The sequence below is a fragment of the Streptomyces zagrosensis genome (assembly GCF_014203645.1).
Lineage (GTDB): Bacteria > Actinomycetota > Actinomycetes > Streptomycetales > Streptomycetaceae > Streptomyces > Streptomyces zagrosensis.
The window spans coordinates 230,476-245,619 of the sequence record NZ_JACHJL010000009.1 but is presented as its reverse complement, the minus strand read 5'-3'; the positions used below and the strand labels follow the sequence as shown (position 1 = coordinate 245,619).

Below are 15,144 nucleotides of genomic sequence, written 5' to 3'. Positions count from 1 at the left end.
TTTTGCGCGCCTCGCTCGCCATCGGTGACCGCAGCGCGTCCCGCGTGCCATCGGTGTGCTCGCCGCCTCGCGACGCCGGGGCGGCAGCGGCCCGCGGTGGCCGCCGCGAAGACGACGTACGCACCGCAGGGCACCACTTCCACACAGCCCGTACTCAACAGCCCGCACTCAACACCCCGTACCGGCACGGCCCGTACTCAGCAGCCCGTACCGGCACGGCTCGTCACACCGTCAGTACGACCTTGCCGAACAGTTCGCCCTCCGCCATCTTCGCGAACCCTTCGCGGGCCCGGTCCAGCGGCAGCACGGTGTCGATCACCGGGCGCACGCCCGTGGCCGAACAGAAGTTGAGCAGGCCCTCCAGCTCTTCCTTCGTGCCCATGGTCGAACCGACCACCTTCAGCTCAAGGAAGAAGATCCGGTTCAACTCGGCGGCTTGCGGGCTCGGGCCTGAGGTGGCGCCCGAGATGACCAAGGTGCCGCCCGGCTTCAAAGACTTGACGGAATGCGACCAGGTCGCCGCGCCCACCGTCTCGATCACGGCATCCACTCGCTGCGGAAGCCGAGCGCCCGGCTCGACCGCGTCCGTGGCACCGAGCTCCACCGCACGCTTGCGCTTGGCCTCATGCCGGCTCGTCGCGAACACCCGCAGCCCGGCCGCCTTGGCCAGCACGATCGCCGCGGTGGCGACGCCGCCGCCGGCACCCTGCACCAGTACGGCATCGCCGGGCTTGACACCGGCGTTGGTGAACAGCATGCGGTACGCGGTCAGCCATGCGGTCGGCAGACAGGCAGCCTCCTCGAAGGAAAGCTCCTTGGGCTTACGCAGCACGTTCCACTCCGGAACCGTCACCTGTTCCGCGAAGGTGCCCTGGTAGCGCTCGGTGAGGATCGAGCGCGGTTCCTTGGAGCCGATGCCGTACCCGCTTTGGCCAATGACCGAATGCAGGACGACCTCATTGCCATCCGCATCGATGCCGGCCGCGTCACAGCCGAGGATCATCGGCAGGCTCTCCTCGCCGAGCCCCACGCCACGCAGCGACCACAAATCATGGTGGTTGAGGGAAGCAGCCTTAACGTTGACAGTTGTCCATCCGGGCCGTTCAGCAGGTACGGGTCGATCACCCAACTCCAGTCCGTGCAGAGGCTGGTCACGGTCAATGCGAGCGGCGTAGGCAGCGAACATGCTCCTGACCCTAGAGGCGCAGTGGCCCCGACGGAACCACGCGTCCGTGTGACACTCCCCCCACCCCCCGACCAGCCGACCAGCCGACCAGCCGACCAGCGCAGCATGGCGGAACCAACGGCGCGCTACCGCCGCCGTCACAGCGCGGCACGAGACGGGCCCGCCCCTTCGACGATCCGAAGAGGGGCGGGCCCGCTCGTACAACGAAGGCACCGCCGCCCCTCGGCGACGGGCTCCCTGCTGCGCCTAGCGCCGGGCGACGCCCTCCGCACGCGCCGCGGCGGCGACCGCGGCGGTGACCGCGGGAGCGACCCGCTCGTCGAACGGCGAGGGGATCACACAGTCGGCGCTGAGTTCGTCGGCGACCACGGCGGCCAGCGCCTCGGCCGCCGCGAGCTTCATGCCCTCGGTGATCCGGGAGGCCCGGACCTGGAGGGCGCCGGCGAAGATGCCGGGGAAGGCGAGCACGTTGTTGATCTGGTTCGGGAAGTCACTGCGTCCGGTGGCCACGACCGCGGCGTACTTGTGCGCGACGTCCGGGTGGATCTCCGGGTTCGGGTTGGCCATCGCGAAGATCATCGCGTCCTTGGCCATGGTCGCCACGGCGGACTCCGGGACCGTGCCGCCCGAGACGCCGATGAAGACGTCCGCGCCGTCCAGCGCCTTCTCCAGCGAGCCGGCCAGGCCGGCCTTGTTGGTGTAGCTCGCCAGGTCGCGCTTGACGTCCGTCAGGTCGTCGCGCCCCGCGGAGACGATGCCCTTTCGGTCGCAGACCACGACGTCGCCGATGCCCGCCTCGACGAGGATCTTGGCGATGGCGACGCCCGCGGCGCCCGCGCCGGAGATGACGGCGCGAAGCTGGCCGAGAGTGCGGCCGGTAAGTTTGGAAGCGTTACGCAGCGCCGCCAGGGTGACGACGGCGGTGCCGTGCTGGTCGTCGTGGAAGATCGGGATGTCCAGGCGTTCCTGCAACCGGCGCTCGATCTCGAAGCAGCGCGGCGCGGAGATGTCTTCCAGGTTGATGCCGCCGAAGGAAGGCGCGAGCCGGGCGACGGTGTCGATGATGTCGTCCACGTCCCGGCAGTCGAGCGCGATCGGCACCGCGTCCACCCCGCCGAACTGCTTGAAGAGAATGGCTTTGCCCTCCATCACCGGCAGGGACGCCTCCGGGCCGATGTCGCCGAGCCCCAAAACCGCGCTGCCGTCCGTCACCACGGCCACCACCTGGGACTTCCAGGTGTAGTCGTGGACGAGTTCGGGCTGTTCGGCGATCGCGCTGCACACCTTGGCAACGCCCGGTGTGTAGGCGAGGGACAGGTCGTCCCTGTTGCGCACTGGCACTGTTGCCTGGATGGCCATCTTGCCGCCCCGGTGCAGCGCGAAGGCCGGGTCGAAGAGTTCTTCGTCCGTCGTACCGTCGCTGTCGCTGCGAGGATTCACGATCTCCGCTGCCACTTTTTGACCCCTTTGTCGTATTTCTATTGAGGGTAGCCGCCCCCTGGTTGAGGAGCGGGCGGGCACCGCGTTCGGTTTCCGCCTCGCGGATGACCGCGGCGGAGGGGGAACGAACGCCGGGCACGCCGCACACGTGCCCTGAGCCCCGGGTAAGGGGTGTAACCGTCTTTTTTACCGGAGAAGCGCTGCCCCGGACGAGTGAGTTCCGTCGCGGCGCAGCGCGGCAACCCGGCGTTAACGCTACAAGCGGTCCAACCGCTACCGAATATCTACGTACCGAGACATCACGCGCACACGGAAGTAGTCATTCCGTCACCCCTTGGCATTCCTCGGCGTGCAGCCCAGCCGCTGCTTGCGGCACTTCTTCGCACACCACGCCGCGGGATTCGCCCGTTATCCGATTTTGACCTCGCTGGCCCCCCATACCCGCTGGTCCGGATGGCAAGATGCCCCAATCGCACAAGGTCGCGACACCCGAAGGTGCGTGCCGGACCCGTCGATGCTTCCCTCACTTGCAGGAGGAACCAGTATGACCACCAGCAGTCCCCGCCGACCGGGTAGGGCCACCCCTCGGACATCCCGGTTGGTCGCCTTCGGCGCTATCGCGGTCACCAGCGCCCTGCTGCTGACCGGCTGCGGCGATCAGCGGGACAAGGTGGACGGCTCCGCCTCCGGAAAGGGACTCTTCAGCAAGCTGCCAAAAAGTGTCCAAAATGCGGGCGTGATCAAGGTCGGGTCGGATATCGCGTACCCGCCGGTGGAGTTCAAGAAAAGCGGCAAAACGGTCGGTCTCGACCCCGATCTCGCCGACGCGCTCGGCAAGGAGCTGGGGGTCAGGTTCACGTTCGCCAACGGCACCTTCGACACCCTCCTCACCGGCCTGCGCTCCAAGCGGTACGACATCGCCATGTCGGCCATGACCGACACCAAGGAGCGCCAGCAGGGCATCGACCCCGAAAAGGGCAAGAAGGTCAGCGAGGGCGTCGATTTTGTTGACTACTTCCAGGCCGGCGTCTCGGTCTACACGCGTAAGGGCAAGACCCAGTCCATCCAGACCTGGGACGACCTGTGCGGCAAGAAGATCGTCGTGCAGCGCGGCACCGTCTCCCACGACCTGGCCAAAGACCAGGTCAAGGCATGCGAGAAGAGCGGCAAGAAGAAGATCGCGATCGAGGCGTTCGACAACGACGTACAGGCCCAGACCCGGCTGCGGGCCGGTGGCGCCGATGCCGCCGCGAGCGACTTTCCGGTAGCCGCGTACGCCGTCAAGACCTCGGGCGGCGGCGAGGACTTCGAGATCGTCGGTGAGCAGGTCGAGGCCGCCCCGTACGGCGTGGCGATCAGCAAGGACAACACCGAGCTGCGCGACGCCCTGAAGGCCGCCTTCGACGAGATCATCAAGAACGGCGAGTACAAGAAGATCATGGCCAAGTGGGGCGTCGAGGCCGGCGCCGTGACCGACGCCAAGATCAACGGCGGCTCCTGACCGTACGATTCGTAACGGTTTCATGCTGAAAGGCAGCACCTGTGACTGTTGATATAGACAAGGTGAAGGGGCCATCCAACTCCCCGGCGCCTGCCCCCGAAGCCATCAAGGCCATCCCGATCCGGCATTACGGCCGGTGGGTCTCCGCGGTGGTCACGCTCGCCTTGCTCGCCCTGCTCATCAACGCCTTCGCACAAGGCAAGGTGAACTGGGGCGCGGTTCCCGACTACTTCTTCGACAAGGACATCCTCAAGGGCGTCCGGAACACCATCTGGCTCACGATCGTGGCCATGGCGCTCGGCGTGGTCCTTGGCGTCGTACTCGCCGTGATGCGGCTGTCGAAGAACCCGGTCACCGCGTCCATCGCCTGGGGCTACATCTGGTTCTTCCGCGGCACCCCGGTCTATGTGCAGCTTCTGCTCTGGTTCAACCTGGGGCTCGTCTTCGAGTACATCAACCTCGGCCCGATCTACCAGGACGAGTGGTCCGACTTCATGACGCCGTTCCTGGCGGCGCTGCTCGGCCTCGGTCTCAACGAGGCCGCGTACATGGCCGAGATCTGCCGAGCGGGCATCCAGTCGGTGGACGAGGGCCAGACTGAGGCGTCGCACGCGCTGGGCATGAGTCACACCAAGACGCTGCGCCGCGTGGTGCTGCCGCAGGCGATGCGGATGATCGTGCCGCCGACCGGCAACGAGTTCATCAACCTCCTCAAGACCACCTCGCTGGTGATCGCGGTGCAGTATTACGACCTGCTCCAGGCGGCCACCAACGTCGGGCAGACCTCGGGTGGCACGGTCGAGATGCTCTTCTTGGCAGCGATCTGGTACCTGGTGGTCACCAGCGTGCTGAGCATCGGACAGTTCTACCTGGAGCGGCGCTTCGCGCGCGGCTCCCTGCGTCAGCTTCCGCCAACCCCGTGGCAGAAGGTCCGGGCCAACATGCTGTCGCTGAGCAACCGCGGCGGCACGATGGGAGGTGGCGGCGCGTGACCGCCATGGTCAAGGCCGAGGGCGTACACAAGTCCTTCGGCGCGGTTCAGGTCCTCAAGGGCATCGACCTTGAGGTCGCCCCGCGCGAGGTGTTCTGCCTGATCGGCCCCTCGGGGTCCGGCAAGTCCACCTTCTTGCGCTGCATCAACCACCTGGAAAAGGTCAACGCCGGGCGGCTGTATGTGGACGGCGACCTGGTCGGCTACCGACAGCAGGGCAACAAGCTCCACGAGCTGCGCGACCGCGAGGTCGCCGCGCAGCGCCGCGACATCGGCATGGTCTTCCAGCGCTTCAACCTCTTCCCGCACATGACCGCGGTGGAGAACGTGATGGAGGCGCCGGTCCACGTCAAGCGGGAGAGCAAGGCGGTCGCGCGCGAGCGCGCGCTGAGGCTGCTCGACCGGGTGGGCCTGGCCGACAAGGCCGGCAGCTATCCCGCCCAGCTCTCCGGCGGCCAGCAGCAGCGGGTGGCCATCGCCCGGGCGCTGGCAATGGAGCCCAAGCTGATGCTCTTCGACGAGCCGACGTCGGCGCTCGACCCGGAGCTGGTGGGCGATGTGCTGGATGTGATGCGCGACCTCGCCGAGTCCGGCATGACCATGATCGTGGTCACTCACGAGATGGGCTTCGCCCGGGAGGTCGGCGACGCGCTGGTCTTCATGGACGACGGCACGGTGGTCGAGACCGGCCACCCGCGCGACGTGCTGACCAACCCCCAGCGCGAGCGCACCAAGTCGTTTCTCTCCAAGGTGCTGTAAGGAGCTGGCCCCGGCAGCTAGGCGGACTCCAGCGATCCTCCAGCGGCATGGCCACTCATCGACGTATGTGCATCACGACAAGGCGGTACGGGCCACCCGGCCCGTACCGCCCTTTGCCATCTCCACACACGCTACGGGCGCCATGGCCCCACGCAACGCCGCGGCCGTTCACAGCACAAGCTCCGCCGCCCTACTTCAGGCCGAGCACCAGGGCGTCCGTGACCGAGCACCACACCGGGCGCGCCTCGGCGAACCCGGCGTCGCGCAGGGCCGCCGCGTGCCACTGTGGAGACTCGTCGTTACCGTCCTTGTGGTCGGAGCTGGAGTCGGTGGGGTTCTCGAAGATCTTGAACCGCTCCGCGGCGGGGCCCGCGAGCACCTCGTCCGCGGCGACCATGCGCCACCAGTCGGCCCAGTCCTGCACGCCCGCGGCCTTCTCGCGCTGCTGCTGGGCCTTGCGGTATCGCCGCTCGACGGCGTTGATCCGGGGCGTGGACTCCACCGGCATATGGTCGGCGTTCATGAACACCCCGCCCTCCCGCACGATCCCCGCGACCTGCCGGTACAACACGCGCAGTGCGTCGGCGGTGAGCCAGTGCAGCGCGGTAGCGGTGAGCACCGCATCGTACGAGGTGTGCGGCAGCTTGCTCACCCAGTCCGGGTCCCGCAGATCGGCCGTGACGAACTCGACGCGACTCTCCTGCGCGAAGTACCCGCGCGCGATGGTCAGCAACGCCGGGTCGAGGTCGATCCCGGTGCTGGTGGCCCCGGGGAAGCGAGTGCGTACCCGGTCGCTGATGCTGCCGGTGCCGCAGGCGAGGTCGAGCACGCGCGGCTCGGCGCCGGCTGCCGCCTCGACCATGTCGAGCATGACGCGGAAGCGCTCCTCGCGGTCCGGCAGATACCACTCCTGCTGCCGGTCCCAACTAGCCTGCCATGCTTGCCAGTTCGCCCCGGCTGCCGTGACCGTTCCCGTCATTGCGACCCTCCCATGGCCTACACGTAATACCCTGATAGCCAGGGCAGCTATTACCGATCTCACCGATGACCATAGACCGCCTCCGTAAGGACTACAAGTGGAACTGGCCTATTACTCGGACCTTGCCGTTCAGCTCGTCAACAGTGAGGAGCCCGAGCGCGGCACCGACAAGCTCACCTCGGTCGAGGCCGTGCGGGAGTTGTTCGGCGCCAGCAAGCAGGCCGCACGGCGAGCCACGGACGCCGATGTGACGCGCCTACGCGGCGTACGGGGGCGACTTCGCGCCGTTTTTGAGGCGGCCGATCAGGGGGACGAGGTCCTCGCGGTGGACCTGCTGAATGCGCTGCTACTCGAATTTCCGGTGAGCCCACAGATCTCGGGGCATGAGTTCCGGGACGTGGACGGCAGCCCCAAGTGGCACATGCACATCGCGGACTACGCGGCCAACGCGGGCGCGGGCTATGCGGCCACGGCCTCCATGGGGCTGGCGTTCCATCTCACCGAGCTCGGCGCCGACCGACTCGGCATTTGCGAGGCATCGCCGTGCCGCAACTCGTATCTCGATACATCGACAAACCGTTCACGCCGCTACTGCTCCGACCGCTGTGCGACCCGCGCGAACGTGGCCGCTTACCGGGCCCGCAAGCGCTTGGAGAGCGAGCGCTCAGAGCGCGCCGACCTGCTGGCAAGCCAGCCCAGCGGGCCCCGTCCCGACCGTACGGGCCGCACCGCCGACGCGGCCCACGACAGCACACCGGTAACCGAGCGCTGACCGGCCCCCGGGGGCGGTCGAAGCCGTGCCAGGGCCCGAGCGACCACCAACTCGTCGGGGACCGCGCCGAACTCCCGGCTGTCGTTGTGTACGTACGGGTTGTCCCCCTCCACCCACCAGCCGCCGGCCCGTCGTTCCACGACACGCTTGACGATCAACAAGTCCTGCCCGAACGGATGACGCAACACCACGACGTCCCCGGGCCGCACGCTCACTCCGTACTGGATGATGAGCTGGTCTCCCGGTCGCAGCGTGGGCACCATCGACGGGTTGTACACCTCAGCGAGCCCGATCCGCAGCAGCCCATGGCGTTCGCGGTCTTCCTCCTGCCCGCGTTCACGACCGCGCTCCTGCGCGTGCTCCCGCATCACGGCACCTCCCGGTCCGTTGGTCCATCAGTCCCAGGCTGGCACTGGACTTTTGTCCTAAGCCCCCCGGGGCACCCGAGAAAAGCCTTCCCTCACGGAGTAATCTCGCACCTGAGAAGACGATCACGAGGAAGGACAGCTCTATGCTCTCCCGCCTGTTCGCCCCCAAGGTGCAGGTCAGCGCCCACTGCGACCTCCCCTGCGGGGTCTACGACCCGGCCCAGGCCCGCATCGAGGCCGAGTCGGTCAAGGCAATCCAGGAGAAGTACCAGGCCAACGAGGACGCCCATTTCCGCGCGCGCGCCACGGTCATCAAGGAGGAGCGCGCGGAACTGGCCAAGCACCACATCTCCGTCCTGTGGAGTGACTACTTCAAGCCCCCGCATTTCGAGAAGTACCCGGAGCTGCACCAGTTGGTCAATGACACCCTCAAGGCCCTGAGCGCCGCCAAGGGCTCCACCGACCCGGCCACGGGCCAAAAGGCCCTGGACTTCATCGCCCGGGTAGACAAGATCTTCTGGGAGACCAAGAAGTCTTGATCTAGGTTACGCCGTCTGACCTGCGGATTCGCCGGTCGCATCGCCTAACTGTCCGCACCCGGTCCGCAGGCCGCCGAGCATGGCGTCCATGGCGGACCGGGTGCGGTCCTTTGCGCTCGGCTACAGGTGCGCGTAGGCCCGCGTGGTGATGACGGGGGAGGCGTGGCCGAGCCGAAACCGGCTGGATCTGCTGGACGCTCGCTCTGCCGGCGATGAGGGCGCAGGTGAAGAAGTGCCGCCGGTCGTGGGTCGCCAGGTGCGGCAGTTCGACGGCCTTGCGGCCCCGCCCCACTCGGGGGCCTCGTTCTCGGCCGCCTGAAGCGCCTTGCGGGCGCAGTTCGACTGGGTCGTCCAGCGGCGGTAGTTGAGCGGCTCGCCCTCTTCCATCGTAAAGAGCGCCTCCAGGGGCATCGGAGACGCCGCGGCGAGGCCCAGGCCCTCAACAGACATGGAGACTTCTCCCGCTCAGCGGTTCACGGCGACGCGGAACGACTCCCCCGAGAACCGCTTCCTTGGGCAGCCGGCCCCACCCGGCCCATACGCCGCCATATACGGCCGCACGCCTCCCCACACGGCCGCGCACCGCTACACCGGCCATACGCAGCCGCACACGGCTGCTCACCGCACCACCCGCACCGTCACCCCCTCCGAGGTCGCCGCCCCGCCGCTACTGCGCGCCACGGCGTACGAAACGGCGACGGGCTCCAGTGCCGCTGCCAGCACGTCGGGGGGCACGACGAACGCCATCTCGCGCCCTACCCACGAGGTGGAGACGGGCGAGACATCCGCGTAAAGAGAGCCGAAGTTGACGGTGACGACGTCGCCTTTGGCCATGCCGGGGTAGGGCGCGACCCTAACGGTCGCCCCGTAAGGCGCGTCCGCCACGGCGAGGGCCCCGTCAGCCAGGGCGTCCACCTCCGGAGCGGGCAGGTGGAGGCTGCTGCCGTCAGCCGCTGATAGCTCGCTCATGGCGGGGCCCTCTCCGGGAAGCCGAGGATGCGGTGGCGCCGACAACACGGTGCGCGGCGTGGTTCTCCGGGGTGATCTTTCCGATGCTCGGCTGCTACGACAAGGGGGCATCCGCAGCCCGTAGGGCCGGACCTCCTTCGTCCGCTTCGCCCCCGCCGCCCCCATCGGGCCCGAAACGCGGGACCAAGCAACCACCGTCGCGCCTTCGGCGTCCCGTTCACCACAGTGGTCGGGCCGCGCCTGCTCCTGTGGAGCGCCACGCTGGTGTTTCGTAGGCAGCCGGCGCAGTCGGCATACTGAGCGCCCCCTCACATCGCAGGAGCCACCGTGCTCACACCGCAGGAGCCACCGTGTCGATGATCCGCACCTTCCGGACCGCGGTCCGTATCGGGCGGCGGCGCCCGCGCAGCGTTGACCTCAGCCATCCGGCCCGCTCTCCGCTCGGCAGCGCCGTGGTGAACTGCGTGGTGTACCACGACGGGAAGCGGCAGCACGGCGACTGCGCCGCACAGGAAGCGATTCGGCGCGTACGCGCCGAGCACGCCACCGTACCGGCGCAGGGCGCTGTGAACCGGCCGGCGCGAAGCGCGCCCGCCGGGGTCGCTCCGGGCCCGTCCGGCGCGCGCAACGGTCGGTCAGCCGGCTTCGTATGGATTGGGCTGCACGAGCCCGCGTACGAGGAGTTCGCCGGCATTGCCCAGCTCTTCGGGCTGCACCCGCTGGCCGTGGACAACGCCCTTCGGGCGCATCAGCGGCCCAAGGTCGAGCGGTACGACGAGACGGACACGCTGTTCGCCGTGTTCAAGACGGTGCGCTACGTGGAGCACGATCAGCTCACCGCGACCAGCGAAATCGTGGAAACCGGCGAGATCATGGTCTTCACCGGCCCCGACTTCGTCATCACCATCCGGCACGGCGGCCATGGCTCGCTCGGCCCGGTGCGCGAGGAACTGGAGTCCAGGGCCGAGCTGTTGTCCCATGGGCCAGCCGCCGTGCTGTACGCCATCGCCGACCACGTCGTAGACGACTATCTGGTCGTCACCGCGGCCGTCCAGGACGACATCGACGCGGTGGAGACGGAGGTCTTCGCGCAGCGCCCCCAGCGCACCAGAGCCCGGCGTGCCGGCCGGGCCGACGACGCGGGGCGGATCTACCAGCTCAAGCGCGAACTGCTGGAGCTCAGGCGCGCCGTGGCGCCGCTCGACCGTCCGCTGCACGCGCTGTCCACACAGCCGTCCCGGCTCGTGGACGCCGACGTCAGGACGTACTTCCGGCATGTTGCCGACCGGCTGTCGCGCGTCTCGGAGCAGGTCACCTCTTTCGACGACCTGCTGAACTCGATCCTTCAGGCCAGCCTCGCGCAGGTGACCGTCGCGCAGAACGAGGATCTGCGCAAGATCAGCGCCTGGGTCGCGATCCTCGCCGTACCCACTTTGGTTTGCGGTCTGTACGGCATGAACTTCGACCACATGCCGGAATTGGGCTGGACGTACGGCTACCCGGCCGTCCTCGGGGCGCTGGTCGCCATCTGCACCCTGTTGCACCGCGCTTTCCGCCGCAGCGGTTGGCTGTGACTTCGCGACCATCTGACCTCGCGAACAGTGGCGTGTACAGCACAGCGGACCGTCAACGAAGCATTAACGGAGGTTCCGGTTCCGTCAGTTCGGCGTCAGGGCCAGCACTGATCACGCAACAGCGGGCGTAGCGTCATGGGCACACCCCCGCCCCCGCGGGTCGGACCACGCTCTTCCGCTGGAGGACACCATGACCGACCACCGCACCCCAAAAGATCCCGAGCCCGCCGAACGCATCCCGGCCGGACCCACTGAATGCCTCTACGTTCCGGTCCGGTCGGGTCCCGCAGGCCACACGGCCCGCCTCTTTCGCACTCCGTTAGGAGGCCGAACCGCGATCGGCTTCACCAGCGTGCGGCGACTGACCGCCGCGCTCGGCGCCGAGCACGAATGGATCAAGCTCGGCGAGCCCGCGCTCCGCGCCCTCGTCGCCCCGCTCGGCTGCCCGCGCATCACCATCGATCCGCGCTTCGCAACGCGCCGCGCGGAAGACCGTCCCGCGCCGCCCGGTGCGACGGCCGCCGCACTCCACGGCTCCGCCGCGCCGTCCACCAGCTCCACACCCGGCCCGATCGTCCCCGAGCGAAGCGAGCCTGTCCACCCCGACCTCGGCGCACAAGCCGCATAGGAGAGCCGACAGCCATGTCCGTCTCCGCTACCCACGGCACCGTCCCACTCACTCGCGGCGGCACGTCCATCGCCAGCGACACCCACACGACCACCGCAACCACCACCACGACCGCAGCAAGCACTCCGCCCGCCTCGGGCCCCAGCGCCCAAGGCAGCGCCGCGCCACGCGGTACCGCGGGCACCGCCCCGGACCTGTCCGTCTGGCCACGGTCCGCGCAGCCGCTGGCGCGGCACGACGTCACCATCGGCGGGGTTCCGCTCGCCGAGATCGCCGATCGGTTTGGCACCCCCACCTACGTACTCGACGAGGACGAGGTACGCGACCGTTGCCGAAGCTACCGCCAGGCCTTTCCGGAAGCCGAGGTCGTCTACGCCGCCAAGGCGTTCTTGTGCCGCGCCATGGCGCACTGGGTACGGGAGGAAGGGCTTGGCCTGGATGTCTGCTCGGCCGGGGAGTTGGAGTTGGCCGTCACCACCGGTTTCCCGCCCGAGCGGATCATCTTGCACGGCAACGCGAAGAGCCCGGACGATTTGCACGCCGCGCTGCGTCTGGGCGTGGGGCGGATCGTCGTGGACAGCGGTTCGGAAATTGCCCGCCTGGCTGCCGGGGTGCAGCCGGGCGGCCGGCAAAAAGTCATGGTTCGGGTCGTTCCGGGGATCGCGGCCGGTGGCCACGCGGCGATCCGTACCGGCACCGATGACCAGAAGTTCGGGCTCTCGATCACCGATGGGTCCGCCCAGCACGCCGTCGCCCGCATCGTGGATCAGCCCCGGCTCGAACTCGTCGGCCTGCACTGCCATCTGGGGTCGCAAATTACGTCGGTCAAGCCGTACCTGCTGGCCGTGCGCCGTCTCGTCGGGCTGCTCGCCCGGATACGGGACCAGCACGGCACGGTGCTCCCCGAACTTGACCTCGGAGGCGGGCACAGCATCGCGTACCGGCCGGGGGACCGCGCGCTCGACGTGGCCCATCTCGGCGCGCGAGTACGTGCCGAACTGGCCGCGAGCTGCGCGGCGGCGGGGCTTCCCGTGCCACGGCTGACGATCGAGCCGGGGCGCGCGGTGGTCGGCCCGGCGGGCGTGGCGCTGTACCGGGTGCTTGCGGTCAAGCGGACCGGCGAGCGCACGTTCGTCGCGGTAGATGGCGGGATGAGCGACAATCCGCGGCCCGCCCTGTACGGGGAGCGGTACGCGCCTAGGCTCATCGGCCGGGACGCCACCGACGAGGTCTGCTGCGCGACCGTGGTGGGCCGGCACTGCGAGGCGGGCGATGTACTCGCGCGCGACGCGGAACTGCCCGCCGACGTCCGTCCAGGCGACCTCATCGCGGTCCCGGCAGCCGGCGCCTATCAGGTCTCCATGGCCTCCGGCTACAACCTGGTCGGCCGGCCTCCGGTGGTCGCCGTCACTCGTGGCCACGCCCGACTTCTCGTACGCCGCGAGTCGCTGGCCGACATTCGCAGCCGCGACGTCGGGCTGTAGCGAGCGAGCCCGGCCGCACACGGCTGGTCAGCTGGTCGGTCAGCCAACCAACCGACCAGCCGATCGGCCAACCAACCAACCAACTAGCCAGCGAGCCAGCCAGCGCCGTGGGCGAGTTGCCAGACCGCTAACCGCCAGCCATGGCCTGGCTGCCCCGCGTCCACCACCGTCCGTGAACATATGTGCGAGGCACGCCGCGCTGCGGCAGCTTCCGCCCGACGCCCACCCCGATACTCACCCCGGAGCTCCGCTCCACCACAGCAGGCCCCGCGCACCGCCAACGGCGCCCGTCGTCGTGGGCGCGCGCGGGCCCGCGCGCGAGGAGGGACCATCCGATGGCTGCACCCATCAGAGTCGGCCGACTTGGCCGACTCGGGCCGGTAGCCGTCGCCCTGGCGGCGGCGGCCGGGCTGTGCGGCACCATCGCCGTCACGGCAACCGCCGCACCCCCCACGCCTGGAAGGACCGGCAACGGCTCTCCGGCCCACAGCCACAGCGGCCCTGACCGTGCTACCAGGACGACGCCCGCTCCTGCCAACGACGGCGCCGACCGACACACTGGTCGCGACCTGGCACACCGCCCGGGCAGCCCAGGTACCCCAGGTACCCCAGGTACCCCAGGCATCCCAGGCGCAACAAGCACCCCATAGGCCCACTGTCGCGGCTTATGCTCCACCCACCCAGGGCGCCTGAGCCGATCCGCGCGACCCCGCCACGTATCAGCGCGACACGCCGGCAGTGAGCCGACACGCCGACGGACGCACGACGCCCGGTCGAACTGCGCACGACGCCTAGAGAACGGCACAACACCGCCCAGGTTTGCAGAAGACTCCAGATCTCACCCCGGAACGTTGGTGGATCACACACCCAAACACCGCTATGCGCCCCGCAGACTGGTACTCACCGCAACGGTGGGATGGCACCGCTCACGTTCCCCGCGTCCCACCGCCGCCAGCTCGGAGAAAGGGGCGCGTCCGCATGTCCGGATCACGCGTACTGGCCCTCGGCCACTACCAGCCCGCCAGGGTGCTCACCAACGCCGACCTGGCAACCACGGTCGATACCAACGACGAGTGGATTCGCAGCAGAGTTGGCATCCGCACCCGGCACATCATGGGTGCCGAGGAGAGCGTCGATGAGATGGCGGCGCACGCGGCGGCCAAGGCGCTGGCCAATAGTGGCCTCGCGCCCGCCGACATCGATCTGGTGCTGGTCGCCACCTGCACCGCCGAGGGCCGCAGCCCCAACACCGCTGCCCGGGTCGCCGCCCGGCTCGGCCTCGGCTCGCCCGCTTTGATGGATATCAACGTTGTTTGTGCCGGTTTCACCCATGCGTTGGCCACCGCCGACCATGCGGTACGGGCCGGCGCGGCGAGTCGGGCGCTGGTCATCGGGGCCGATGCGTTCACGTCGGTCGCCGACTGGACCGACCGTACGACCTGCATCCTCGTGGGGGACGGGGCGGGCGCCGCCGTGGTCGTGGCCGATGACACGCCCGGGATCGGTCCGGTGCTATGGGGCTCGATGCCCGAGATGAGCGAGGCCGTGCGCATCGAGGGCAACCCCACCCGCTTCGCGCAGGAGGGCCAGACCGTCTACCGCTGGGCCACCACACAACTGCCGCCGCTGGCCAAAGAGACCTGCCGGCGGGCCGGAATCGAGCCCGAGGAGCTGGGGGCCGTGGTGCTGCACCAGGCGAACCTGCGGATCATCGAACCGGTCGCGCGCAAGCTCGGCGCCATCAACGCCGTCGTCGCCCAAGACGTCGTTGACTCGGGCAACACCTCCGCGGCCAGCATTCCGCTGGCCCTGTCCAAGCTGGTCGAACGCGGCGAGATCCCACCGGGCGCCCCGACCCTGCTGTTCGGCTTCGGCGGCAACCTCTCCTACGCGGGACAGGTCATCGCCTGCCCGTAACCCACAACGCGGACCAGCCCCGGCTCACCGCTCAGCC

The 15,144-nt window shown here is 68.8% G+C and carries 14 protein-coding genes and 1 pseudogene; 9 read left to right on the top strand and 6 right to left on the bottom strand.

Annotated features, from left to right (window positions below):
• Positions 1-223: 223 nt before the first annotated feature.
• Both FHS42_RS18985 and FHS42_RS18980 read right to left on the bottom strand, forming a co-directional pair.
• Positions 224-1,186, bottom strand: a complete 963-nt coding sequence (locus FHS42_RS18985; protein ID WP_184573429.1) for a zinc-binding dehydrogenase — start codon at positions 1,184-1,186, stop codon at positions 224-226.
• Positions 1,187-1,432: 246 nt separating this feature from the next.
• Positions 1,433-2,641, bottom strand: a complete 1,209-nt coding sequence (locus FHS42_RS18980) for an NAD(P)-dependent malic enzyme (protein ID WP_184573428.1) — start codon at positions 2,639-2,641, stop codon at positions 1,433-1,435.
• Positions 2,642-3,170: 529 nt separating this feature from the next.
• On the opposite strand from FHS42_RS18980, the gene FHS42_RS18975 reads away from it, so the two are divergent.
• From FHS42_RS18975 to FHS42_RS18965, 3 genes are read left to right on the top strand one after another with little or no spacing between them, the layout of a single operon-like run.
• Positions 3,171-4,127 (top strand): ABC transporter substrate-binding protein, encoded by a 957-nt coding sequence (locus tag FHS42_RS18975; protein ID WP_184573427.1) that lies wholly within the window; start codon positions 3,171-3,173, stop codon positions 4,125-4,127.
• Between the two features lie 41 nt (positions 4,128-4,168).
• On the top strand, positions 4,169-5,119 hold the full coding sequence (locus tag FHS42_RS18970; protein WP_184573426.1) for an amino acid ABC transporter permease: 951 nt from the start codon (positions 4,169-4,171) through the stop codon (positions 5,117-5,119).
• 5 nt (positions 5,120-5,124) lie between these two features.
• The gene (locus FHS42_RS18965) at positions 5,125-5,877 is read left to right on the top strand and encodes an amino acid ABC transporter ATP-binding protein (RefSeq protein ID WP_184573573.1); all 753 of its coding nucleotides are present in this window, start codon (positions 5,125-5,127) and stop codon (positions 5,875-5,877) included.
• Between the two features lie 190 nt (positions 5,878-6,067).
• On the opposite strand, the gene FHS42_RS18960 is transcribed toward FHS42_RS18965, so the two are convergent.
• The gene (locus FHS42_RS18960; protein WP_184573425.1) at positions 6,068-6,856 is read right to left on the bottom strand and encodes a class I SAM-dependent methyltransferase; all 789 of its coding nucleotides are present in this window, start codon (positions 6,854-6,856) and stop codon (positions 6,068-6,070) included.
• A 97-nt stretch (positions 6,857-6,953) separates the two neighbouring features.
• Between FHS42_RS18960 and FHS42_RS18955 the strand changes: the two genes are divergently transcribed.
• On the top strand, positions 6,954-7,628 hold the full coding sequence (locus FHS42_RS18955) for a CGNR zinc finger domain-containing protein (protein ID WP_376772629.1): 675 nt from the start codon (positions 6,954-6,956) through the stop codon (positions 7,626-7,628).
• Between the two features lie 44 nt (positions 7,629-7,672).
• Here the strand turns inward: FHS42_RS18955 and sodX are convergent.
• Positions 7,673-7,996, bottom strand: a pseudogene (gene sodX, locus FHS42_RS39145) (nickel-type superoxide dismutase maturation protease); the annotation flags it as partial.
• Positions 7,997-8,139: 143 nt separating this feature from the next.
• Between sodX and sodN the strand changes: the two are divergent.
• Positions 8,140-8,535 carry a superoxide dismutase, Ni gene (sodN, locus tag FHS42_RS18945; protein WP_184573423.1) on the top strand — a complete coding sequence of 132 codons (396 nt, stop codon included), beginning with the start codon at positions 8,140-8,142 and terminating at the stop codon, positions 8,533-8,535.
• 120 nt (positions 8,536-8,655) lie between these two features.
• Here sodN and FHS42_RS18940 read toward each other — a convergent pair whose 3' ends face one another.
• Together FHS42_RS18940 and FHS42_RS18935 are read right to left on the bottom strand one after the other, a co-directional pair.
• On the bottom strand, positions 8,656-8,985 hold the full coding sequence (locus FHS42_RS18940; RefSeq protein WP_246494964.1) for a hypothetical protein: 330 nt from the start codon (positions 8,983-8,985) through the stop codon (positions 8,656-8,658).
• 168 nt (positions 8,986-9,153) lie between these two features.
• Positions 9,154-9,504 (bottom strand): hypothetical protein, encoded by a 351-nt coding sequence (locus tag FHS42_RS18935; RefSeq protein ID WP_184573422.1) that lies wholly within the window; start codon positions 9,502-9,504, stop codon positions 9,154-9,156.
• A gap of 356 nt (positions 9,505-9,860) precedes the next feature.
• Between FHS42_RS18935 and FHS42_RS18930 the strand changes: the two genes are divergently transcribed.
• From FHS42_RS18930 to FHS42_RS18915, 4 genes are all read left to right on the top strand, one after another.
• Positions 9,861-11,078, top strand: coding sequence for a magnesium and cobalt transport protein CorA (locus FHS42_RS18930; RefSeq protein WP_184573421.1), 1,218 nt, complete (start codon positions 9,861-9,863; stop codon positions 11,076-11,078).
• Positions 11,079-11,268: 190 nt separating this feature from the next.
• Positions 11,269-11,706: an SAV_915 family protein gene (locus FHS42_RS18925; protein ID WP_246494963.1), complete on the top strand. Its 438-nt coding sequence runs from the start codon at positions 11,269-11,271 to the stop codon at positions 11,704-11,706.
• A 14-nt stretch (positions 11,707-11,720) separates the two neighbouring features.
• Complete coding sequence (lysA, locus tag FHS42_RS18920) at positions 11,721-13,190, top strand: diaminopimelate decarboxylase (RefSeq protein ID WP_184573420.1); 1,470 nt, start codon at positions 11,721-11,723, stop codon at positions 13,188-13,190.
• A gap of 978 nt (positions 13,191-14,168) precedes the next feature.
• The gene (locus tag FHS42_RS18915; RefSeq protein ID WP_184573419.1) at positions 14,169-15,107 is read left to right on the top strand and encodes a beta-ketoacyl-ACP synthase III; all 939 of its coding nucleotides are present in this window, start codon (positions 14,169-14,171) and stop codon (positions 15,105-15,107) included.
• Positions 15,108-15,144 lie beyond the last annotated feature (37 nt).

Excerpts from the sequence above, each read along its gene's own strand:
- FHS42_RS18985 (WP_184573429.1), bottom strand. The coding sequence starts at position 1,186 with ATGTTCGCTGCCTACGCCGCTCGCATTGACCGTGACCAGCCTCTGCAC.
- FHS42_RS18975 (WP_184573427.1), top strand. The coding sequence starts at position 3,171 with ATGACCACCAGCAGTCCCCGCCGACCGGGTAGGGCCACCCCTCGGACA.
- FHS42_RS18965 (WP_184573573.1), top strand. The coding sequence starts at position 5,125 with ATGGTCAAGGCCGAGGGCGTACACAAGTCCTTCGGCGCGGTTCAGGTC.
- FHS42_RS18960 (WP_184573425.1), bottom strand. The coding sequence starts at position 6,856 with ATGACGGGAACGGTCACGGCAGCCGGGGCGAACTGGCAAGCATGGCAG.
- sodN (WP_184573423.1), top strand. The coding sequence starts at position 8,140 with ATGCTCTCCCGCCTGTTCGCCCCCAAGGTGCAGGTCAGCGCCCACTGC.
- FHS42_RS18940 (WP_246494964.1), bottom strand. The coding sequence starts at position 8,985 with ATGTCTGTTGAGGGCCTGGGCCTCGCCGCGGCGTCTCCGATGCCCCTG.
- FHS42_RS18935 (WP_184573422.1), bottom strand. The coding sequence starts at position 9,504 with ATGAGCGAGCTATCAGCGGCTGACGGCAGCAGCCTCCACCTGCCCGCT.
- FHS42_RS18930 (WP_184573421.1), top strand. The coding sequence starts at position 9,861 with ATGATCCGCACCTTCCGGACCGCGGTCCGTATCGGGCGGCGGCGCCCG.
- FHS42_RS18925 (WP_246494963.1), top strand. The coding sequence starts at position 11,269 with ATGACCGACCACCGCACCCCAAAAGATCCCGAGCCCGCCGAACGCATC.
- lysA (WP_184573420.1), top strand. The coding sequence starts at position 11,721 with ATGTCCGTCTCCGCTACCCACGGCACCGTCCCACTCACTCGCGGCGGC.
- FHS42_RS18915 (WP_184573419.1), top strand. The coding sequence starts at position 14,169 with ATGTCCGGATCACGCGTACTGGCCCTCGGCCACTACCAGCCCGCCAGG.